Source organism: Burkholderia sp. Tr-20355, assembly GCF_017104685.1.
GTDB lineage: Bacteria > Pseudomonadota > Gammaproteobacteria > Burkholderiales > Burkholderiaceae > Burkholderia > Burkholderia seminalis.
This window is the reverse complement of sequence record NZ_JAAGPK010000145.1, coordinates 1-20,858: the sequence shown is the minus strand read 5'-3', so window position 1 is coordinate 20,858 and position 20,858 is coordinate 1. Positions and strand designations below refer to the sequence as shown.

Annotated in this window: 22 protein-coding genes and 1 pseudogene; 15 read left to right on the top strand and 8 right to left on the bottom strand. The window is 68.5% G+C overall.

The window, feature by feature from the left end:
* Positions 1–163: 163 nt before the first annotated feature.
* Positions 164–802, bottom strand: coding sequence for a LysE family transporter (locus G3N62_RS27205; RefSeq protein ID WP_124670870.1), 639 nt, complete (start codon positions 800–802; stop codon positions 164–166).
* Between the two features lie 270 nt (positions 803–1,072).
* Between G3N62_RS27205 and G3N62_RS27200 the strand changes: the two genes are divergently transcribed.
* Together G3N62_RS27200 and G3N62_RS27195 are read left to right on the top strand one after the other, a co-directional pair.
* Positions 1,073–1,651, top strand: a complete 579-nt coding sequence (locus G3N62_RS27200; RefSeq protein ID WP_049030904.1) for a hypothetical protein — start codon at positions 1,073–1,075, stop codon at positions 1,649–1,651.
* A gap of 116 nt (positions 1,652–1,767) precedes the next feature.
* Positions 1,768–3,147, top strand: coding sequence for an FAD-containing oxidoreductase (locus tag G3N62_RS27195; protein ID WP_124670869.1), 1,380 nt, complete (start codon positions 1,768–1,770; stop codon positions 3,145–3,147).
* A gap of 20 nt (positions 3,148–3,167) precedes the next feature.
* On the opposite strand, the gene G3N62_RS27190 is transcribed toward G3N62_RS27195, so the two are convergent.
* A complete protein-coding gene (locus G3N62_RS27190) occupies positions 3,168–4,061 on the bottom strand; it encodes an SDR family oxidoreductase (protein ID WP_124670868.1) in 894 nt (297 codons plus the stop codon).
* A gap of 95 nt (positions 4,062–4,156) precedes the next feature.
* Between G3N62_RS27190 and G3N62_RS27185 the strand changes: the two genes are divergently transcribed.
* Positions 4,157–5,014 (top strand): helix-turn-helix transcriptional regulator, encoded by an 858-nt coding sequence (locus G3N62_RS27185; protein WP_034188283.1) that lies wholly within the window; start codon positions 4,157–4,159, stop codon positions 5,012–5,014.
* Positions 5,015–5,186: 172 nt separating this feature from the next.
* Here G3N62_RS27185 and G3N62_RS27180 read toward each other — a convergent pair whose 3' ends face one another.
* Complete coding sequence (locus tag G3N62_RS27180) at positions 5,187–6,077, bottom strand: LysR substrate-binding domain-containing protein (RefSeq protein WP_124670867.1); 891 nt, start codon at positions 6,075–6,077, stop codon at positions 5,187–5,189.
* A gap of 166 nt (positions 6,078–6,243) precedes the next feature.
* Here G3N62_RS27180 and G3N62_RS27175 point away from each other — a divergent pair, with 166 nt between their 5' ends.
* Genes G3N62_RS27175 through G3N62_RS27165 form a run of 3 tightly spaced genes read left to right on the top strand, consistent with a single transcriptional unit; the run spans position 6,244 to position 7,958 of the window.
* Positions 6,244–6,780 carry a sugar ABC transporter gene (locus G3N62_RS27175; RefSeq protein WP_124670879.1) on the top strand — a complete coding sequence of 179 codons (537 nt, stop codon included), beginning with the start codon at positions 6,244–6,246 and terminating at the stop codon, positions 6,778–6,780.
* On the top strand, positions 6,768–7,094 hold the full coding sequence (locus G3N62_RS27170; protein WP_124670866.1) for a hypothetical protein: 327 nt from the start codon (positions 6,768–6,770) through the stop codon (positions 7,092–7,094). The genes G3N62_RS27175 and G3N62_RS27170 overlap by 13 nt, the downstream gene beginning before the upstream one ends.
* Before the next feature lie 18 nt (positions 7,095–7,112).
* Entirely contained in the window at positions 7,113–7,958 is an 846-nt protein-coding gene (locus G3N62_RS27165; RefSeq protein WP_069704525.1) for an MBL fold metallo-hydrolase, read from the top strand.
* A gap of 106 nt (positions 7,959–8,064) precedes the next feature.
* Here the strand turns inward: G3N62_RS27165 and G3N62_RS27160 are convergent, their stop codons facing one another.
* Positions 8,065–8,448, bottom strand: a complete 384-nt coding sequence (locus G3N62_RS27160; protein ID WP_034188287.1) for a hypothetical protein — start codon at positions 8,446–8,448, stop codon at positions 8,065–8,067.
* 315 nt (positions 8,449–8,763) lie between these two features.
* Here G3N62_RS27160 and G3N62_RS27155 point away from each other — a divergent pair, with 315 nt between their 5' ends.
* Together G3N62_RS27155 and G3N62_RS27150 are read left to right on the top strand one after the other, a co-directional pair.
* On the top strand, positions 8,764–9,285 hold the full coding sequence (locus tag G3N62_RS27155) for a GNAT family N-acetyltransferase (protein ID WP_124670865.1): 522 nt from the start codon (positions 8,764–8,766) through the stop codon (positions 9,283–9,285).
* Between the two features lie 205 nt (positions 9,286–9,490).
* A complete protein-coding gene (locus G3N62_RS27150) occupies positions 9,491–10,438 on the top strand; it encodes a helix-turn-helix domain-containing protein (RefSeq protein ID WP_034188288.1) in 948 nt (315 codons plus the stop codon).
* A gap of 93 nt (positions 10,439–10,531) precedes the next feature.
* Here G3N62_RS27150 and G3N62_RS27145 read toward each other — a convergent pair whose 3' ends face one another.
* The 3 genes from G3N62_RS27145 to G3N62_RS27135 all read right to left on the bottom strand — a co-directional run bounded on the left by G3N62_RS27145 (position 10,532) and on the right by G3N62_RS27135 (position 12,888).
* Positions 10,532–11,014 carry an SgcJ/EcaC family oxidoreductase gene (locus G3N62_RS27145; RefSeq protein ID WP_034188289.1) on the bottom strand — a complete coding sequence of 161 codons (483 nt, stop codon included), beginning with the start codon at positions 11,012–11,014 and terminating at the stop codon, positions 10,532–10,534.
* A gap of 121 nt (positions 11,015–11,135) precedes the next feature.
* The gene (locus tag G3N62_RS27140; RefSeq protein ID WP_049030899.1) at positions 11,136–11,990 is read right to left on the bottom strand and encodes a DJ-1/PfpI family protein; all 855 of its coding nucleotides are present in this window, start codon (positions 11,988–11,990) and stop codon (positions 11,136–11,138) included.
* Between the two features lie 151 nt (positions 11,991–12,141).
* The gene (locus tag G3N62_RS27135; protein ID WP_124670864.1) at positions 12,142–12,888 is read right to left on the bottom strand and encodes a glucose 1-dehydrogenase; all 747 of its coding nucleotides are present in this window, start codon (positions 12,886–12,888) and stop codon (positions 12,142–12,144) included.
* A gap of 237 nt (positions 12,889–13,125) precedes the next feature.
* Between G3N62_RS27135 and G3N62_RS27130 the strand changes: the two genes are divergently transcribed.
* A complete protein-coding gene (locus G3N62_RS27130) occupies positions 13,126–14,211 on the top strand; it encodes a DUF1176 domain-containing protein (RefSeq protein WP_124670863.1) in 1,086 nt (361 codons plus the stop codon).
* 269 nt (positions 14,212–14,480) lie between these two features.
* On the opposite strand, the gene G3N62_RS27125 is transcribed toward G3N62_RS27130, so the two are convergent.
* A complete protein-coding gene (locus G3N62_RS27125; protein ID WP_034188293.1) occupies positions 14,481–15,368 on the bottom strand; it encodes an IclR family transcriptional regulator in 888 nt (295 codons plus the stop codon).
* 294 nt (positions 15,369–15,662) lie between these two features.
* On the opposite strand from G3N62_RS27125, the gene G3N62_RS27120 reads away from it, so the two are divergent.
* The 6 genes and pseudogenes from G3N62_RS27120 to G3N62_RS27095 all read left to right on the top strand — a co-directional run.
* A complete protein-coding gene (locus tag G3N62_RS27120; RefSeq protein ID WP_034188294.1) occupies positions 15,663–16,745 on the top strand; it encodes an ABC transporter ATP-binding protein in 1,083 nt (360 codons plus the stop codon).
* Complete coding sequence (locus G3N62_RS27115; RefSeq protein WP_034188295.1) at positions 16,746–17,723, top strand: ABC transporter permease; 978 nt, start codon at positions 16,746–16,748, stop codon at positions 17,721–17,723.
* The gene (locus G3N62_RS27110; RefSeq protein ID WP_034188296.1) at positions 17,720–18,514 is read left to right on the top strand and encodes an ABC transporter permease; all 795 of its coding nucleotides are present in this window, start codon (positions 17,720–17,722) and stop codon (positions 18,512–18,514) included. The genes G3N62_RS27115 and G3N62_RS27110 overlap by 4 nt, the downstream gene beginning before the upstream one ends.
* The gene (locus G3N62_RS27105) at positions 18,514–18,846 is read left to right on the top strand and encodes a (2Fe-2S)-binding protein (protein ID WP_059559588.1); all 333 of its coding nucleotides are present in this window, start codon (positions 18,514–18,516) and stop codon (positions 18,844–18,846) included. Before G3N62_RS27110 ends, G3N62_RS27105 begins: the two co-directional genes overlap by 1 nt.
* Positions 18,843–20,282, top strand: a complete 1,440-nt coding sequence (locus G3N62_RS27100) for an NAD(P)/FAD-dependent oxidoreductase (RefSeq protein WP_124670861.1) — start codon at positions 18,843–18,845, stop codon at positions 20,280–20,282. Before G3N62_RS27105 ends, G3N62_RS27100 begins: the two co-directional genes overlap by 4 nt.
* Positions 20,275–20,691, top strand: a pseudogene (locus G3N62_RS27095) (FAD-dependent oxidoreductase); the annotation flags it as partial. The gene G3N62_RS27100 and the pseudogene G3N62_RS27095, both read left to right, overlap by 8 nt.
* Between the last annotated feature and the right edge of the window lie 167 nt (positions 20,692–20,858).

The following is a 20,858-nucleotide window of genomic DNA, read 5'->3' as shown; positions in this document are numbered from 1 at the left end:
CGGGAGGCAAGTCGGCGGCGGCCCGGCGCGCGGCCGCGTCACGAGAAAAGGCAGGCGTTTCCGGCGACCCGATGCGCATTCGCGCGCCGGCCCCGGCGGTTCGCTCCGGCGGCCCGGCCGACGCATGGCCGGCCGCCGTGCGATGCGGATCGCGAATGAAAGGTCAGATCCCTGCTTTCGGCGCGTTCAGGATCAGCCGCAGCCCGAGCAGCGTGATCGCGCCGGCCGCGATGCGGTCGATCCACTTCTTCGCGCGCAGGTAGAGCTCGCGCGGCCGGCGCGTCGAGAAGCACAGCGCGACGAACGTGTACCAGCCGAATTCGACGGCGAACACGAGCGGCGGCAGCGCGAGATAGCACCACAGCGGCGGATGCTGCGGGAGCAGCGCCGCGAAGATGCTGCCGTACCAGATTGCCGTCTTCGGGTTGCTGAGCTGGGTCGTCAGGCCCGTCAGGAACGACTTGCGCGCGCTGCCGCCGGCCAGCGCCTGCGGATCGTCCATCGCGATCGGCCGGTCGGCGCCGCGCCAGATCTTCGACGCCATGTAGATCAGGTACGCGCCGCCCGCGACCTTGAGGCCCACGTACAGCCATTCGACGGCCTGCAGCAGCGTGTAGAGCCCGGCCAGCGCGACGCCGCCGAACACGATGCCGCCGATACCCATGCCGAGCGCGGTGGCCAGCCCGTCGCGACGCGACAGCCCGATCGAATTGCGGGCCACCAGCACGAAACTCGGGCCCGGAATCATCGCACCGAGAAACAACGCGGCCAGGATGGCGAGTACGGCAGCCGATGCAGTCATCGAAGTCTCCTTGTTCAACGACGCCGTTTCGCCGGCGCCGGCGTGTCGTTTCCGACGGTCGAGCCGCCGATTCTGGCACGCTTCGCGCATGATCGAAAGCGGCTGCACGCTGCTATGCTGGCCCTCTTTACCGTCATCCCGCCCCGCCGCCATGATCGAGATCCGCGCTCCCCGTTGCGTTCAATTCGATGCCGGGCACCGAATTTCCCTAGCGCGCGCAGCAACCGCGCGACCGGTAACCCTTTCCGCCTTTTGATCCGACCTCCCGCCATGCGTGCTCTCCGCCTCGCTACCCTGATGCTCCCGCTGCTCGCGGGCCTGCCGGCCGCCGCCCGCGCCGCCGATGTGCCGAAGTCGATCGCCGCGCAACTGCCGCCCGGCTACCAGCCGCTGCTCGCGCAAGCCGGGCCGGATCTCGACCACGGGCGGCACAGCGTGCTCGTCGTCGTGCATCGCGCGGTCGATACGCGCGAACAGCCGTCGCCGCGCCCGCTGCTGATCTACGAGGAGCAGGCCGACCACACCTACCGGCTCGCCGCGCGCAACGACGTGGTCGTGCTGCGCGCGAACGACGGCGGCCAGTGCGACCCGTTCGATCCCGAAGACGCCGCCGACAACGGCTTGTCGGTGAAGGGCCGCTATTTCACCGTGCAGAACTTCGTCGCGTGCGGGCAGCACTGGACCGACTACATCACGTTCCGCTACGACCCCCGTACGCGCGGCTGGCTGTTCTCGAACCAGATCGTCACCGAATCGTTCCCGCTCGACGACCAGCCTGACCGCGTCACCGTCACGCGCGCCGACACGCACCGGCCGGTGTCGTTCGGCCAGTGGAAGCGCAAGGACTGACGCGGGCGCACGCCAACAGGACTACCATAGGCGCTCGCCGTCGCGCGACCGTGCGCCGGCATCGCACGCGGCTCGCCCGCACGCGTTCCCTCGTCGCACCCGCACAGGAGGACGTCATGACGCAACACTTCGACGCGATCGTCATCGGCACCGGCCAGGCCGGCCCGCCGCTCGCCGCGCGGCTGTCGGCCGCCGGCATGAAGGTCGCGATCATCGAGCGCGGCCGCTTCGGCGGCACCTGCGTGAACACCGGCTGCATCCCGACCAAGACGCTGATCGCGAGCGCGTACGCCGCGCAGCTCGCACGGCGCGCTGGCGAATACGGCGTGTCGGTGGGCGGCCCCGTCACCGTCGACATGAAAGCCGTGAAGGCGCGCAAGGACCAGATCTCCGGCCGCTCGAACCACGGCGTCGAGCAATGGGTGCGCGGTCTCGAGAACACCACGGTGTTTCAGGGTCACGCCCGCTTCGAGCGCGCCGACGCCGTGCGCGTGGGCGACGAACTGCTCGAGGCCGGGCGCATCTTCATCAACGTCGGCGGCCGCGCGCAGGTGCCCGCGATGCCGGGCCTCGACTCGGTGCCGTACCTGACCAATTCGACGATGATGGATGTCGACTTCCTGCCCGAGCATCTGGTGATCGTCGGCGGCAGCTACGTCGGGCTCGAATTCGGCCAGATGTATCGCCGCTTCGGATCGCAGGTCACGATCGTCGAGAAAGGACCGCGGCTGATTCGCCGCGAGGACGAAGACGTGTCGCAGGCCGTGCGCGAGATTCTCGAGAACGAAGGGATCGACGTGCAGCTCGACGCGAACTGCCTGAGCGCGCGACGCGATGGCGAAGGCATCGTGGTCGGCCTCGATTGTTCGGGCGGCGGCCGCGAAGTCGCGGGCTCGCACCTGCTGCTCGCGGTCGGGCGCGTGCCGAACACCGACGATCTCGGGCTCGACCGCGCGGGCGTCGGCACCGATGCGCGCGGCTACATCGCCGTCGACGAGCAACTGCGCACGAACGTGCCGGGCATCTGGGCGCTCGGCGACTGCAACGGTCGCGGCGCGTTCACGCACACCGCGTACAACGACTACGAGATCGTCGCGGCGAACCTGCTCGACGACGATCCGCGCAAGGTGTCCGACCGCATCACGGCCTACGCGATGTACATCGACCCGCCGCTCGGCCGCGTCGGCATGACGCTCGCGGAAGCGAAACAGACGGGCCGCCGGCTGCTGGTCGGCACGCGCCCGATGACGCGCGTCGGCCGTGCAGTCGAGAAAGGCGAAAGCCAGGGCTTCATGAAGGTGATCGTCGACGCGGACAGCCATGCCATCCTCGGCGCCTCGATCCTCGGCGTGACCGGCGACGAAGTCGTGCACGGCATGCTCGACGTGATGGCCGCCGGCGCGCCGTACACGACGATCAGCCGCGCGATGCATATCCATCCGACCGTGTCGGAACTCGTGCCGACGCTGCTGCAGGACCTGCATCCGGTCGAATGACACGCGGCGCGCGGGGCTTATCAGCTTTCGAAATACCGCGGCCGGTCGATATCGGCCAGCAGCCCCGGCTGCGCGGGTACCCAGTCGAGCGATGCGCGCGTGCGCTCGCTGGTTGCCGGCGCATCCATTCCGGCAAACATCGCGAACCAGCCGAAGTGCTCGGCGGCCTCGGCCGGCGACTTCGCGACGACCGGCACGTTCAGCCGGCGGCCGATTACCTCGGCGATTGCCCGGAACGGCACGCCCGTATCGTCGACCGCGTGATAACGCGCGCCGGCCGCGCCGCGTTCGACCGCGAGCCGGTACACGCGCGCCGCGTCGAGCCGGTGCACGGCCGGCCAGCGGTTCGCGCCGTCGCCGATGAACGCCGACGCGCCCTTCTCCCGCGCAAACGCGATCAGGCGCGGCACGAACGCGTGATCGCCGTCGCCGTGCACGGACGGCGGCAGGCGCACGACCGACGCATGCACGCCGCGTGCCTCCAGCGCGACCGCGGTCGCTTCGGACGCACGCGGATAGGTCGGCGACACCGGCACGGGCGGATCGTCCTCGGTCGCCGCGCGGCCGGGCGCGACGAGCGCGAGCCCCGACGTGACGACCAGCGGCCGCGCCGAGCCCGTGAGCACCGCGCCAATCGTCTCGATCGCGCGGCGGTCGAGTTCGCAGTTCTGCGCGAAGCGCGAGAAGTCGTGATTGAAGCCCGTGTGGATCACCGCGTCGGCGCGTTCGGCGCCGCGCGTCAGGCTGTCGAGATCCTCGAGCGACCCGCGATGCACGTCGGCGCCCGCGGCCGCCACCGCCGCGGCCGCCGCATCGGACCGCGCGAGGCCGAGCACCGAATGCCCGGCGGCAACCAGTTCGGCGACGACGGCCGAGCCGACGAACCCCGACGCTCCAGTAACAAAGACACGCATGTTCAGCACCTCCGGATGGAATGGAGGCTTACTATCTGTCGAAGGCCGCACGCGGTGAAGTCGTGACGGTTTACCGGTAAACGAACTAACAGGATATGGCTGACGCCCCCGACAACCTGCTCGGCGCGTACCTGCGGGACCGCCGCGAGAAACTCGACCCGGCCGCGCTCGGGCTGCCGGCCACGCGCCGCCGCACACCGGGGCTGCGGCGCGAGGAAGTCGCGCAGCGCGCGCACGTGAGCGCCGCGTGGTACACGTGGCTCGAACAGGGGCGCGGCGGCGCGCCGTCGGCCGACGTGCTCGACCGGCTCGCCCGCGCGCTGATGCTGAACGAAGCCGAACGCGAGCACCTGTTCCTGATCGGCGTCGGCCATCCGCCCGAAGTGCGTTATCACGCGCCGGCCAGCGTGACGCCGCGCCTGCAGCACGTGCTCGATTCGCTCGACGCGAGCCCCGCGATCGTGCGCTCGGCGACGTGGGACGTCGTCGCGTGGAACGATGCGGCGGCCGCGACGCTGACCGACTACGCGACGCTGCCGCCCGCCGCGCGCAACATCCTGCGGCTGATCTTCGTCGACGCGGGCGTACGCCACGCCCAGCCGAACTGGGAGCGCGTCGCGCGGTTCGCGGTCGGCGCGTTTCGCGCGGACGTCGCGCGCAGCGGTGCGACGCAGGCCGTGCAGGTGTTCGTCGACGAGATGCGCGCGACGAGCGCCGAATTCGACGCGATGTGGCGCGACCACGATATCCATACGCACGACGAAAGCACGAAGGAGATCCGCCACCCGCAGGCCGGCCGGATCGCGCTCGAATATTCGGCGTTCTCGGTGACCGGCCGCCCCGACCTGAGTCTCGTGATCTTCACGCCGGCGACGCCGGCCGACCGCGCGCGCATCCGGGCACTCGTCGAGGCCCGCGAACGGGCGCGCGCGTTGCCGGTGTCCGCGGCATGACGACAAGCGGCAAACGACCGCCTCCTCTTCAGTCCGCGTCGAACCATCGCGATCCGCACTGATTCCCGGGCGAATATTTGATTTTCTCCTCCCGCGGATCGCACCGGATGCCGCTCGACGTTCGATCACGAAAACGACGCGACATGCACGGACGCACGCGCGACGCGCGGCTTCAACGCGCGCCGCCGGCCTCTTCCAGCATCCATGCCGCGAACGCCCGTACCGGCCCCTCGCTCAATTCGAGCGGCTCCGGCAGCACGAGGCAGAAGGTCTTGGTCACCGCCTTCCCGTCCGGCCAGGGCGCGACCAGGCGGCCCTGCTCGAGCTCCGCCGCGATGTAAAGGCGCGGCACCAAGGCCACCCCCAGGCCGGCCAGCGCCGCCTCGATCAGCATCGAATGGAGATCGTACCGCGGGCCGATCGCCGAATTGCTCAGCGCGACGCCGGACGCTTCCGCATACGTCTGCCAGGCATCGGGATTCTGCCGCCGGTGAAGGCGCGGCAGCGCATCCAGCGACGGGCGCTTTCCCGCGCCCTTCAGGAGCGCCGGACTGCAGACCGGCACCAGCACTTCCTCCAGCAGAGGATGCAGATGCATGCCGGCCCATGCCGGATGGTCGAAATGAATGGCGGCGTCGAAACCGCTGCCCGCGAGCAGGAACGGGTCCATCCGCTCGGCGATATGCACGGTGATGTTCGGGTGCCGCTCCTGAAACCGCTTCAGCCGGGGAATCAGCCAGCGCGTGGCGAAGGTCGGGATCGCGGCGACATCGATACTCGCGCCCTCGACGGGCTGCCCCATCAGATACAGGCTGTCCCGTTCCAGCCGGTCCAGGATCTCGCGCACCTGCGCCGCGTATCGCGTGCCGTTCGGCGCCAGCTTCACCCGGTTTCCCACGCGCTCGAACAACGTCACGCCCAGAAACGCCTCCAGCCGGCCGATCTGGCGGCTGATCGCGCCTTCGGTGCGGGCCAGTTCGTCGGCCGCGCGGGCGAAGCTCCCGTGCCGGGCCGCCGCCTCGAAAGCCAGGAGCGCGGAATTGCTGGGAATCTTGCGTCGCATGGGGATCTCGCCGATGGGAGGGATTCGATGCCAGCTTGAGCAAACATCACTGAAGGCTGATTTTTTGTCGTTATTTACCGCGCAAACATCAGCTTAGCATTACGTCACCGCACTGAACACCGTGTGTTCACCGCACGATACCCCCTCCGTGACGAAGGACGATCCGATGATCTACACCGTGGAATGCAGCTTCGCCGACCGCGACAGCGAAGCCGAATGGAACGACTTCTACAGCCTCGAAAAGCTGCCGGCCCTCATCTCGGTAACGGGTTTTCATTCGTCGCAGCGCTTCAAGGCGATCGGCGACGGTTGCCCCGTCTACCTGGCCGTCCACACGATCGACGGTCTCGACGTGCTGACCGGGGACGAATATCGCCGGAAAGGCGGCGGCAATTTCGCGCGATGGCAGCAGCACATCACCGACTGGCACCGCAATCTGTACAGCGATATCGGTGTCGCACCCGCCGTCGCCGCCGACGAGCTGCTCGTGCTGGGCGAGCGCGGCCCCGAGCCGCTGATCCGCATGGGACTGGCGCCGCTGGCCATGCAGGCCGTCGCGCTGGAGCAGTGTCCGGCGCGCCGCTGGCTCGCCGTCGTGCCGCGGCGCGACGCCGCGCCGGCCGGGTACGCCGCGGCCGGCCTTCATCTTTACGCACCGATCACCGCGCAGCTGACCCACGCAGGCGAACCATGCCGAACGTGACGCTCCATATTCAGGCGGAACGCCTGCCGTCCGACGATGACCTCGCCGCGCTGTCCAGCGACTGCGTCGCGCTTTGCACGGATGTTCTCCACGCGAAACTCGAAAACGTTCACGTGATCTTCATCGCGGTTCGGCACGGATACGGGCATCCCGCATACGCGGAAATCCAGTATCGCGTCGACGCGTTTCGCCAACCCGCGATCATGAACCGGTTCATGGAAGCGCTCGATCACGCGATCGTTCGCCGTACCGGCCTGTCGGCGCGCATCCGCTGTTTCGGCCATGCCGCACCGAATATTCATGCACGAAACTAGCTTGCCTGGAGCAGCCTTGTGTCCACCGTTACCTTTCCCTTTCAACAAGTCGGCGACTTCACGGTCACGGCGATCAGCGACGGCTACCTGACCGCCAGCCTCGATTTCCTGTCGAATATCGACACGGCCGAGGCGTCCCGGATGCAGCGCGACGCCGGGCAGCAGGAACCGTCCGCCATTCACATCAACTGCTACGTGATACGCGGCGCGGGCCGCACGATCCTCGTCGACGCCGGGGCCGGCGGCATCCGGCAATGGGGCGGTCGCCTGATTCCCAACCTGTTGCTGGCCGGCATCGACCCGGCCGTGATCGACACGATCCTGCTCACGCACGCGCATCCCGACCATGTCGGCGGACTGATGAATGCCGCCGGCCACGTGACCTTCCCGCAGGCGGAGCTGGTTGTACATCGGCGCGAAGTCGGCTTCTGGCAGGACGACGCCAATCTGAGCCGTGCCAGCGAGCGGGCCCGCGGCAACTTCCTGATCGCGCGTCAGGTATTCGACGGCTATCGCGACAGGCTGCGTATGTTCGATGAAGGCGAAGTGCTGCCCGGCATCCGCGCGATGCCGCTACCGGGGCATACGGACGGGCACACGGGATACGTCGTCGAATCCGGCGATCGGGGCCTGCTCGTGTGGGGGGATATCGTGCATTTCCCGCACATCCAGATCAGGCGGCCCGACGTGTCGATCGCCTTCGATCAGGACGCGACCGAGGCCGCAACCACACGATCGCGGCTGCTGGACCGGGTCAGCGCGGAGGGGTTGCTGATCGCCGGCATGCATTTGGGAGAAGCGGGGTTCGCACGCGTCACGAGAACGAAAGGGGGATACGGCCTGCTTGACGAGACCGATGCGTGAGATCACGAACGGAGACGGTCACATCCGGCGCGCGGATCCGCGGTCATGACGCCCGCCGCGATCCGCGCGTGGCGCGGTGCCGCGCCATTCGGCGCGCGGCCGTACACTAAGCCGCGCGTTGCAACAGATCCGCCGCGAACGACTGCGCATGCGCGACGGCTTCCTGCGGGTCGCCGAACACGCCGAGCTGATCCCAGTGCTCTTCGGCCGCGAATGTGCCCTTCACCGCGAGCGCGCGCTGGACGCTCAATTGCGCCGCATACGTGCCGTCGTCCAGCGGCCGGGCCGTCGCGACGACCTTGTGCGGCGGGCTCGCCCGCTCAGGCTGAACCAGCTCGGCGTGGCCCACCACCGTGCCGATATCCATCAACTCGTTCCTGGCCTTGCAGTCCGGGCAGTAGAAACACCACCCCGCGTCCTCCTGACGGGCCTTGACCTGCCCGCGCGCCAGCACGGCACGACATTCAACGTTTTCGCAGATGAACGGCATCGCAGCGTCTCCGAAGTTGTTTGACGGAAATCCTAGCATGTCCGTCGGCGGTCAACCATCGGCATGTTTGCCGCGCCGCTCGGGCACGCGCCAGCGTCTTTCGCGTTGCCGCGCCGCGCGTCGGCGGCGTGTTGAACCGGCGCGCGCACTCGCGCCTGGACCGGGACGGTTTTCGTACCCGACACCGAATCCCGCCGCCGCATCGTCGGAGAATCGCTCGCCGAGCATGGCCGCATCGACGTCGTCGTCAACAACGCGGGCCCGATGCCGCTCGCGATACACTGTCCGCCCGACCACCGAAGCGAGAAACTTCCGATGTTGATCCGCGTTGCGACACTGGCCGATGCAGCCGCGCTTGCCGACCTGAAGCGCGAGACGTTTCGCGAAACCTTTCTGCAGGACGGTTTCGGCATCGACTATCCGCCGGACGACCTTGCCGCGTACGAGGCGCGCAGCTACTCGGTCGAAACGATCAGCGCGCAACTCGTCGACCCGCAATGCCGCACGTGGGTGGCCGAAAGCGACGACGGCACGCTGGTCGGCTACGCACATGCGGGGCCGTGCAAACTCCCGCATCCGGAAGTCGCGGACGGTTCGGGCGAGATACATCAAATCTACCTTCGCCGCGGTATCCAGGGCACCGGCGCCGGACGCGCGCTGTTCGACGCCGCGCTGCACTATCTCGCCGAGACGCGGCCCGGCCCGGTATGGCTGGGCGTGTGGTCCGGCAACGCGAAGGCCATCGCGTTCTACGAGAAGGCGGGTTTCCGGCAGGTCGGCACGTACCATTTCCAGGTCGGTGAATCGACCGACCTCGAATACATCTACCGCCGCTGACCAGCGCCCTCGCATGACAACCGCGTCCCGCCCGCAAACGGCGGGGCGCTTCGCGCTTCGCGTAAAAGTTTCGTCGCACCTTGCCGGCTGCGCGGCCATCGATGGCGCTGTCAACGACGTATTTCCCTCGTTTCGGGCCGAACGGCACGATTTGAGGGTTCTCGGTAAAATACGCCTCTCCGCGTTTCCGAGTTTCCGCGCTGTCATGCATCGAATTGGATTCTTCATTTGCCGTGGCTACGATGCACTCGACCTTGGCGGCCCGTTGTCGGCCTTCAATCAGGTGGCCACGGCGGCCGGCCATACGCCGTACGACCTTCATGTGATCTCGCCATCGGGCGGCCCGATTCCCGGCAATACGGGCCTTGCGATCGACACGAAACCGATCGGCAGGCGCACGTTCGACACCGTCGTGTTCGTGGGCGGCGACATCGCGCCGATGCAGACATCGGACAATATCGCCGCCGCCAGAAAACTGGCCGCCAGGACCCCGCGGGTCGCCAGCGTGTGCACGGGCGCGTTTCTGCTCGCGGAAACCGGCTCGCTGGACGGCTTGAGGGCCGCGACGCACTGGCGATACGCCGCGCTGATGCAGTCGCGCTTCCCTCGCATCAAGGTCGACGGCGACAGCATCTATGTCGTGGACGGCCGCGTCTGGACGTCGGCGGGCATCGCCTCCGGCATCGACCTGGCGCTCGGCATCATTGAAAAGGACATGGGTGCGGAGATTGCACGCGCGGTCTCCAGGCTGCTGGTCGTTCCGTATCGACGACCCGGCGGGCAATCCCAGTTCTCCGCGATGTCGCAGATGGAACCGGAATCGGATCGCATCCGCATCGCACTGAATTTCGCGCGGGAACATCTGGCGGAAGCATTGCCTGTCGAACGGCTGGCCGAGGCCGCGCGATTGAGCTTGCGGCAGTTCGGCCGCGCCTTTCGCCGGGAAACCGGCGAAACGCCCGCGAAGGCGGTCGAGCGCTTGCGCGTCGAAGCCGCGCGGCTGCGCCTGCAGGGAGGCAGCGAACCGATCGAACAGATTGCGCTGGCGGTGGGATTCACCGATCCCGAACGGATGCGGCGAGCCTTCATCAAACTGCATGGGCACCCGCCGCAAGCGATTCGACGCGAGAGCCGGTCGAACGCAGCACGCTGATCGACCGCCTGGCCGCTCAGCGCGCTACGGGTTCGACGTCACTTCAACCGGCTGGTGGCGCATCGGTACGCGACGCGCCCTGTCGCCGGACCTTCAATGGCCGTCGGTCTTGACGGGCGCGTAATCGCTCCACATGTCGCGATGCAGCTTCCACGCGCCGCCCTGCTTCAGAAAGACGAGCGTCTGCTTCGCGCGGATCTTGAGCTTGCCGTCGTGGTCGCGCACCTCCGCATCCGACACTTCCGTCACGGCCCGATCGCTACCGTAAAACTCGTAGTTGCTGAACGAGACGGTGCCGGGTTTCGATCCGGCATACCCGTTCAAGAAATATTCGACGATCGCGCGGCGCCCCGTGACCTTGTCGCCGCCGGGCGGCAGGAGCGCGCCGTCGTCGGTATAGAGGCGGCCGATCGCTTCATAGTCCCCTCGCGCGAAGGCATCGGCCCAGCGCGCGTTTTCGGCCTTGATGGCCGCTTCGGGCAGACGTTGCGAACCGCCGGCAACAGCCGGCGCCGTGAATGCGAAAAGGGATACGCACGCTGCAAGCGCGGCTGTACAAAAACGAATTCGTTGCATCGAGTGATTTCCGGTTTGGGCTTGAATTGAAGCGGTTGCCCGATTGGGCGGTGGCGCAGCCAGCGTCGCCTGCGCCTTCATTGACGCCGGCGAATGGCATCGCAAACATGGGCCGAGGCGTTCAACGAACGCCGGGGATGCGCGCGAGCCCCCTGGATGCGCCGGGCAGTTCCTTGTCGACCATCGCGATCACTTCCGGTCGCGCGTCCCTCGGATGACCGGAATGGAACGGCGGAGCGGGATCGTATTCGATCACGAGCTGCGTGAATTCGGCGGCCCGTTGGCCGCGCAGCTTCGCGGCCACGCGCAGCGCGAAGTCGATGCCCGCCGTCACGCCGCCGCCGCTCATGAAGCGGCCGTCGTCGTCTTCGACGAAGCGCTCGGGAACGGGAATGGCGCCGTACTCGGCCAGCTTGTTGACGAACGCCCAATGACACGCGCTGCGCTTGCCGTTGAGCACGCCCGTCGCGGCAAGCACGAGCGATCCGTTGCAGACCGACGTCACGTGTTTCGCGCCTTGCGCCAGACGCCGGATCTGCGCCTGGTACGCCGGGCGCATCGGCGCGCTCAAATCGGACCCGCCGGGAACCAGAATCACGTCGGTCTTCTCGATATCGGCCAGCCGCTCGGTATTGCCGTACACGACGCCGAATTCGAGCGTCACGTTGCCGCCGTCGAGGCTCGCGTAGCGCACGTTCGTATTCGGCAGCCGGTGGAAAATCTCGCTCGGGCCCGCGAAATCGAGAAGCGTCCCTCCGTCGTAATTGACGATCAGGATATTGAGCGGCTCGTTCTGCGCGAGTACGCCGTCGCCACCGGCCTGCGCGAGCGCGGGCGTGGCGTGTCCGAACAACGCCCCGCCGCCCAGCGCGGCGCCGAGCGCGGCGGCGCCACCCAGCCTGAGCGCATCGCGGCGCGAACGGCCGGCACGCGTGAGTTGATTGACGGACGCCTCGTTATCGCTACTGTCGGTCAAGATGATTTCTCCTTGCACTGCGGCCCCCTGCGAGCGCACCCAGGACGGGCCGGATTGAACAACCGCCACGACGCAAGACGTGGCGGGCGTGAGATCGGGTGGTGAATGCGCCGCGATGACGTGTCGGGCTCCGGCATCGCGCGCCGCGGCCTTAAAGCTGCGACGCACCGCCATCGACGACCAGTTCGGTGCCGACGACGTAGGACGATTCGTCGCTGGCCAGATAGAGCGCCGCGTAGGCGATGTCCTCGGCCTTGCCCATGCGGCCGACCGGAATCGATTCGGCGAACTCGGCCTTGCGGTCGCGCACCCATTCGTCGGGCATGCCCCATTTGGAGAGCAGCGGCGTGTCGATCGCACCGGGCGCGATCGCGTTGAAGCGGATCTTCCGGTCGAGAAACTCGTAGGACCAGCTGCGGGCAAGCGAGCGCACGGCGGCCTTCGCGGCCGCGGTCAACGAGATGCCATGCTTGCCGGTCTGCGCGACGAACGAAGTATTGAGGATGACGGACGATCCTTCCCGCAAGTGCGGCAGCACCGCCTGAAGCGTGAACACCACGCCCTTGACGTTGATGTCCATGATCTGGTCGTAGAGCGTGTCGTCGATGTCGTTGACCGCGGACGGAAACGCCCAGCCGGCATTGGCGAACACGATATCCAGGCCGCCGAACCTTTCCTTGACGTCGGCGGCGATCGCCCGCATGTCGTCGAGCGAACGGACGTCGCCCTTGAGGACGATCGCCTGCTCGCCGAGCTCGGCCTTCACGCGTTCAAACACGCTATCGTCGCGGCCGGTCACCGCCACGCGGGCGCCTTGCGCAACGAACAGCTTCGCGGTGGCGAGACCGATGCCGCTGGTTCCGCCCGTGATCAACGCCGTCTTGTTCTTGAGCCTCATCTTCCGTTCCTTTTCATGTCGTGATTGATCGGGCCGAAAGCGCGAAACGCCATCGCGTTCGTGCGCGGCTCCCGGCTTGACCGTCCACTGCAGTATGGAACGCGACGCCCATGGCGCAAAGGTCGTATAACCCTCGAAAAACGCCACTCGACTCGAACGAGTGCGGCGCCGGGATTTTTCATCGCCGGTGCATCCGTTGCGTTACGATGCGCGTCATCCTCGACTCCGCGGCAGGACATGAGCACTCGATCCCTCAACGCAGGCGCCGTATTCATTGCCCTTTTCACGATCGCCGGCGCCCCGCTCGCCGCCAGCGCAACATCGCCCCTGGAAGTCGGCGCGCCGAGCTACGACACCTACAAGTCGTGGTTGGTCGCCTGCGACAATGGCCTGACCTGCGAAGCGAAGGGTTTCGCGCGCGGTGGCGAAACCGGCGCGGACTTGCGCTTCATTCGTGCGGCCGGACCGAACGGCAAGCTCGAAGCGCGGGTGAGCGTGGCCACCGACACCCGTGACGATCTCGGCGATCTGCGGATTGACGGCGCGCCGCTGCAACTGGACGAGTCGGCCTGGCACATCAAGGTCGACCACACCAACAACATCGCAACCCTGTCGACCACACGGCCGGCCGCCGTCGCCGCATTCGTCTCCCGGCTTCGCAACGGCGCGAAGCTCGCGGTCGGCTCGGATGCCAGCACCTATATTCCGCTCGACGGCATGGTCGCCGCCCTCTTGCGCATCGACGAGCGGCAGGGGCGCGCCGGCGGCGCGACCGCATTGATCCGCAAAGGCGCGGCCCCCGCGTCGCAGGTCACGCCCGCGCCGCCGCTGCCGGTCGTGCCGGCGCGGAAGATCGCCGCGCAGCTGTCCGCGCAGGAGGAAAAGAGCTTGATCGCGCGCACGAAACGTGTCCGGGATGCCAGCACGTGCGAAGAGAATGCGTCGAAGTATCTCGAAGAGGCGGCGTATGCGCTCGACGCCAGAACGGCGCTGGTTTTTCTTCCCTGCATTCAAGGCGCGTACCAGGGATCGTCGGACGTGTTCATCGCCCCGCGCACGGGTGGCGGAGCGCCGGAGCCCGTCAAGCTGAGCGATGCAGAGGGCGGCGCGTCGGACGCCTCGCTGTTCGAACCGAACTTCGATCCCGCTACCGGCACCCTGTCGACTTTCGGCAAAGGGCGCGGGATGGCCGATTGCGGGTTTCGGGCCGAATGGATCTGGGATGGCCAGGCCTTTCGCATGTCGTCCGCGGCCCGGCAGGAGACGTGCGGCGGTGTCGCGCCCGGCGACTGGCCCACGCTCTATCGGTCGCGAAGGCAGTAACGCCACGCTCGCCCGCGACGACGCGCGGCCGCCGACCATCGTCGTGCATACGTCGGCCGCGTTCGCGGAACACGTCACGCGATAGACAGGCATGTTCATCGGCATCATGCGCGGCCGGAACAGGTCGACGAGGACAATCGTCGACGAACCCGCACAGCGTCACCGTCGACTGCGCGTGCGCGGCACCGGCCCGCTGGACAACACACGCTTTGATCGGACGTGAATGGCGCGCGTCGGCAAGCCGACGAAACGGCGACGCGCGACGTGCGTTAGACGGTTTTCCCCGACAGCCCGTGCATCGGCCGCCGCAACGCGGCGTCGAACGGATTGGTACGCGGGCCGATCGCGTCGGCCTGGCGCCGCAGCAGTTCGACGACCATCGGCATGCGGTCGTCGCCGAGGCGCGACGCGAGCGTGCCGACGCTCAACGCGCCGACCGGATAACCGGTGCGATCGAGGATCGGCACCGCGACGCCAGCCATCCCGTCGAGCACGCCGCTGTTGCGGCCCGCGTAGCCGAGTTGCCGCACGCGTTCGATCTCGGTGCGCAGGTACACCTCGTCGAGCACGCCGTAGCCGCGAATGCGCGGCACGTTGAAGCGGATCACTTCCTCGCGTTCGGCTTCGGGCAGGAACGCGAGGATCGCGAGGCTGCCCTGCCCGACGCCGAGCGCGATGCGTCCGCCGATGTCGCCGGTAAACGAGCGGATCGGAAACGGCCCTTCGCACAGGTCGAGACACACGGCGTCGAAGCCGCTCTTCACGAGCAGGAAGATGGTCTCGCCGAGGCTCGCGCACAGCCTCAGCAGCGCGGGACGGCACAGCGTGCGCATGCTGCTCGGGTTGCCGGCCTGCGCGGCGAGCGCGAAGAAGTCGACGCTCAGCCGGTACAGCTTCGACTGCTCGTCCTGTTCGACCATCCCTTCGGCGATCAGCGATTGCAGGATCCGGTGCGCGGTGCCCTGCGTGAGCCCGACGGCCTTCGCCAGATGCGTGACGCGCACGCCATCCTGCTGCATGCCGGCCAGCGCGCGCAGGATCGCGAACGCGCGCTGCAGCATGCCGGTGCCCGGCGCGCCGGCCGCATCGGCGGTGTCCACGTCCGGGCGCGGCGCGCGTGCGGCCGGCGACGTTCCGGTCGAATGGGGTTCCTGCATGCCGGCTCTCCTCGATGATTTCACTGAACGGAATACGGTAGCCGTCATTGTCGTCCCGCCGAAATTCCACGGGCATCCGGGTGTGCACGGGATTGACGCGCGCGTTTCGCGGCTCGGCCACACGTCACCCAACGGAACGATTCGCACGCGATTTCGCCATCCGTTCCATTCAACGGAATTTTTCCGAAATTCCTCCCGTTCAGCAGAATTCGAAATTGACGCGCCGAAATATGGCTGGCTAGAGTCCGCGACATCGGTACACCGGCCACGCGGTGTGCGAACCCGGAGCTTCCCATGTCGTTTCTCACGCTTACGGACCTGACGAAAACCTTCGGCGAACTCACCGCCGTCGCCGACGTCAACCTGTCGGTCGAACAAGGCGAGTTCGTGTCGCTGCTCGGCCCGTCCGGCTGCGGCAAGACCACCACGCTGCAGATGATCGCGGGCTTCGTCGACGTCACGCGCGGCCGCATCGCGCTCGACGGGCAGGACATCACGCACCTGAAGCCGAACCGGCGCGGGCTCGGCATCGTGTTCCAGAGTTATGCGCTGTTTCCGCACATGAGCGTCGCGGAGAACGTCGGCTTCGGCCTCGACATGCGCGGCGTCGACAAGGCCGAGCGTGCCGAACGCATCCGTGCGGCGCTCGCGCTCGTGCGTCTCGACACGCTCGCGCACCGCTTCCCGCGCGAGCTGTCGGGCGGCCAGCGGCAACGCGTCGCGATCGCGCGCGCGGTCGTGATCGAGCCGCCGGTGCTGCTGCTCGACGAACCGATGTCGAACCTCGACGCGAAGCTGCGCGAGGACATGCAGTTCGAGCTGCGCGCGATCCAGCGCAAGATCGGCACGACGACGATCATGGTCACGCACGATCAGTCGGAAGCGCTGTCGATCAGCGATCGCGTGGTCGTGATGGAAGCCGGCCGCATCACGCAGACCGATACGCCGTACCGCGCGTACGAGCGCCCGGAAAACCGCTTCGTGTCGCAGTTCATCGGCAAGGCGAACCTGCTGCCCGGCACGATCGTCGCGCACGACGGCGACGCCATGCGCATCGACCTCGGGCACGACCTCGCCGAGACGGGCCGCACCGCGCACCTGCCGCCGCGCGAGCGCGACATGCGCGTCGGCGATGCGGTGTCGGTCTGCATCCGTCCCGAGAAGCTGCGGCTGTGCGCGCCCGATGCGGGCCGCTTCGCCGCGACCGTCACGAGCCGCTTCTTCCTCGGCAGCCAGTGGCTGTACCGCGTCGACAGCGCGCTCGGCGAAGTGCTCGTGTGCTGCCAGAACGAAGGCGCGGAGCCGCTTTCGGAAGGCGCGCCGGTCGGGATCGACTGGCACAGCGACGCGGTGCGCGTGATGCGCCGGGAGGCCTGAATGGGACAGCCTGTCCGCCCGCTCCCGACCGACGGCGCACCGGCCGCGCTCGCGGCCGCGGTTTCCGCCGACGCCGTACCGGCACGCGCCGCCGCCGCGCACGCGATGCGCGCGACCTGGCGCGCACATGCGCCGCTGTGGCTGATGTGCGCGCCCGCGTTCGTGCTGTTCGCCGCGCTCGTGCTCGTGCCGCTCGCGATGACGTTCGTACTGACCTTCTACCGCTTCGACCCGGCCACCGGCCCGATCGCCGCGTTCCAGTTCGGCAACTACGCGGACGTGCTCGGCTCGTCGTACTTCCACACGATCTTCGCGCGCACGTTCGGCATCGCCGCGCTGACGACCGCGATCTGCGTCGCGATCGGCACGCCGGAAGCATACGTGCTGTCGAAAATGCGCGACCCGTGGCGCTCGCTGTTCCTGCTCGCGATCCTCGCGCCGCTGCTGGTGTCGGTGGTCGTGCGCGCGTTCGGCTGGAGCATGCTGCTGAACACGAGCGGGCTCGTGAACCAGGCGCTCGGGCTCGCCGGCCTCGGGCCGTACAAGCTCGAATACACGACCTTCGCGATCGTGATCGCGCTGGTGCACGTGATGCTGCCGTTCATGGTGATTCCCGTGTGGACCGCGCTGCAGCGGCTCGATCCGCAGACCGAGCACGCGGCGCTGTCGCTCGGCGCATCGCCGTTCACGACGCTGCGCCGCATCGTGCTGCCGCAACTGATGCCGGGCGTGCTGTCGGGCAGCCTGATGGTGTTCGGGCTGTCGGCGAGCGCGTTCGCGATCCCCGGCCTGCTCGGCGGACGCCGGCTGAAGGTCGCGGCCACGGCCGTCTACGACGAATTCCTCGGCTCGCTGAACTGGCCGCTCGGCGCGACGATCGCGGTGCTGCTGCTGGTCGCGAACCTCGTCGTGATGCTCACTTACTACCGCGTGCTCGAACGCCGCTACGCGCGCAGCCTCGGAGGCGCATCGCGATGAGAAAGAACGGCCCCGTTGCCCTCGCCTTCCACACGCTCGTGATCCTGTTCGTGCTCGCGCCGCTCGTGATCGTCGTGCTCGTCGCGTTCACGCCAGACGAAACGCTGACGCTGCCGACCCGCGGGCTGTCGCTGCGCTGGTTCCGCGCGATCCTCGACTATCCCGACTTCGTCACCGCGTTCCTCAACAGCGTGAAGCTCGCGTTCGCGTCGGCCACGCTGTCGCTCGCGATCGCGCTGCCGGCGGGCCTCGCCATCGGCCGCGCGGCGTTTCCCGGCCGCGCGTTCCTGAACGGGCTGCTGCTGTCGCCGCTCGTGATTCCCGGTCTCGTGCTCGGCATCGCGCTGCTGCGTTTCTTCGCGTTGATCGGCGCGACCGGCTCGTTCGCCTGGCTCGTGCTCGCGCACATGATCGTCATCACGCCGTTCGTGATGCGGCTCGTGCTCGCGTCCGTCGCGGGCCTCGACCGCAGCATCGAGCAGGCCGCGTGCTCGCTCGGCGCGGACCCGTGGACGACCTTCCGGCGCATCACGCTGCCGATGATCGTGCCCGGCATCACGGGCGGCTGGCTGCTCGCGTTCATCAACAGCTTCGACGAACTGACGATGTCGATCTTCGTCACGTCGCCGCAGACGGTCACGCTGCCCGTGCGCATGTACATGTACGCGACCGAATCGATCGACCCGATGATGGCGTCGGTGTCGGCGCTCGTCATCTTCATCACCGCCGGCGCGATGCTGCTGCTCGATCGCGTGTACGGCCTGAACCGCATCCTGATCGGCCAACACTGATGACGACTTCCGTTTCCCGTTCCACCGACGGCGCACAGTTCGTGCGCATCGCCGAACGCGAGCGCGCCGCCGTCGCGTTCACGCTCGACGGCCGCCCCGCGCAGGCGCTCGCCGGCGATACCGTGCTCACCGCGATCCTCGTCGCACAGCGCCGCGTGCGCGTGAGCGAATTCAGCGGCCAGCCGCGCGCGGGCTTCTGCCTGATCGGCGCGTGCCAGGACTGCTGGGTGCGCACCGAAGCCGGCGCGCGCGTGCGCGCATGCTCGACGCCGATCGCCGACGGCATGCGGATTGTCACGGCCGCCGGGCCCGCGAGCGGAGACGCATCGTGAGCGCCGGGCTGCAACCGGTGATCGTCGGCGCCGGGCCGGCCGGCGTGCGCGCGGCCGAAGCGCTGGTCGACGCGGGGCTGCGCCCCGTCGTGATCGACGAAAACGCGCGCTGGGGCGGGCAGATCTACCGGCAACCGCCGGCCGGCGGCGCATTCACGCGCGGCAAGCGCGCGCTGTACGGTTTCGAGGCGGCCAAGGCCGACGCCGTGCACCGGACGATGGCCGCGCTGCTGCCGCAGGTCGACTACCGGCCGAATACGCTCGCGTGGTCGTGCGGCGCGGGCCGCGTCGACACGCTGCAGGACGGCCACGAAGTGACGGTGCCGTACTCGCACCTGATCGTCGCGAGCGGCGCGACCGACCGCCTGCTGCCCGTGCCGGGCTGGACGCTCGCGGGCGTGTATACGCTCGGCGGCGCACAGGTGGCGCTGAAGGCGCAGGGCTGCGCGATCGGCCGGCGCATCGTGTTCGCGGGCACGGGCCCGCTGCTTTACCTCGTCGCCTATCAGTATGCGAAGGCCGGCGCGCAGGTCGCGGCCGTGCTCGACACGAGCCCGCTGCGCCGTCAGGCCGCCGCCGCGCCCGCGCTGCTGCGCGTGCCGTCGACCTTCGCGAAGGGGCTCTATTACATCGGCTGGCTGCGCGCGCGGGGCGTCGCGATCGAAACGGGCGTCACGCTCGAGCGCGTGCTCGGCGACCGGCATGTGACGGGACTGGCGTGGCGCGCCGCCGGTGACGGCGACGGCGTCCCGCCGCGCCGGCTCGACTGCGACGCGCTCGGCCTCGGCTTCGGCCTGCGGTCCGAAACGCAGCTCGCCGATCTCGCCGGCTGCCGGTTCGGGTTCGACCCGCTCAATCGTGCATGGCTGCCCGAGCGCGACGCGGCCGGCCGCACGTCGGTGCGCGGCCTGTACGTCGCCGGCGACGGCGCGGGCATCGCGGGTGCCGACGCGGCCGAAGCATCGGGCCGGCGAGCGGCGCTCGCGTTGCTCGACGACGCCGGCATCGCGTCGCCGTCGTTATCCGGCAAACCCGACGCGGCAACGCTCGAACGCACGCTCGCACGCATCGGCGCATTCCGCGCGGGCCTCGAAACGGCGTTCGCGCCGCCAGTCGAGCTGGTGGCACGCTGCCCAGACGACACGATCGTGTGCCGCTGCGAGGAAATCGACGCCGGCACGCTGCGGCGCTGCGTCCGCGACGGCGCGGCGACCGAACTGAACCGGCTGAAGGCGCTGACACGCGTCGGCATGGGTCGCTGCCAGGGCCGCATGTGCGGCGACGCCGCCGCGCTCGTGCTGGCCGCCGCAACCGCGCGCCCGCTCGCCGACGTCGGCCGGTTGCGTGCGCAACCGCCCGTGAAGCCGTTCCCGATCTCGGCCGCGCTCACGGGCGACGATGTCGCGGCGATTCCCGACGAGGCGCGCGATGAGTGAGCGCCCGCATTACGACGTCGCGATCGTCGGCGGCGGCCTCGTCGGCGCGTCGGCCACCCTCGCGCTGACGCGCCGCGGCTTGCGCACCGGGCTGTTCGAACGGCGCGATTGCGGCGCGCAGGCGAGCGGCGTGAACTACGGCGGCGTGCGCTGCCAGGGCCGGCCGGCCGAGCAACTGCCGCTCGCGCTGCGTGCGCGGCGCATCTGGGACCGCCTGCCCGAACTGATCGGCATCGCCGGCGAATTCGTCGTGTCGGGCCATCTGCGGCTCGCGCGCAGCGACGCCGATCTCGACGCGCTCGACGCGTACGCCGCGCTCGCCGGCGAACACGGCCTGCCGCTGCAGGTGATGCGCGGCGACGCATTCCGCCGCCGCTACCCGTGGCTCGGCCGCGCGGCGCTCGGCGGCCAGATCGGCAGAGCGGCGTGTAGGGAAAGAGTGGTAAGGTCAGGGTAGATCTCGTTTGTCGGCGGCTCGCTACGACACACGCGACCGCCTTGCGCCCTCGGTCTTCAGCACCGATGTCGTGCAGCTGTGCTGCTCCCACGCGCCCGCCTGGCACAGCTGCTCTTCTT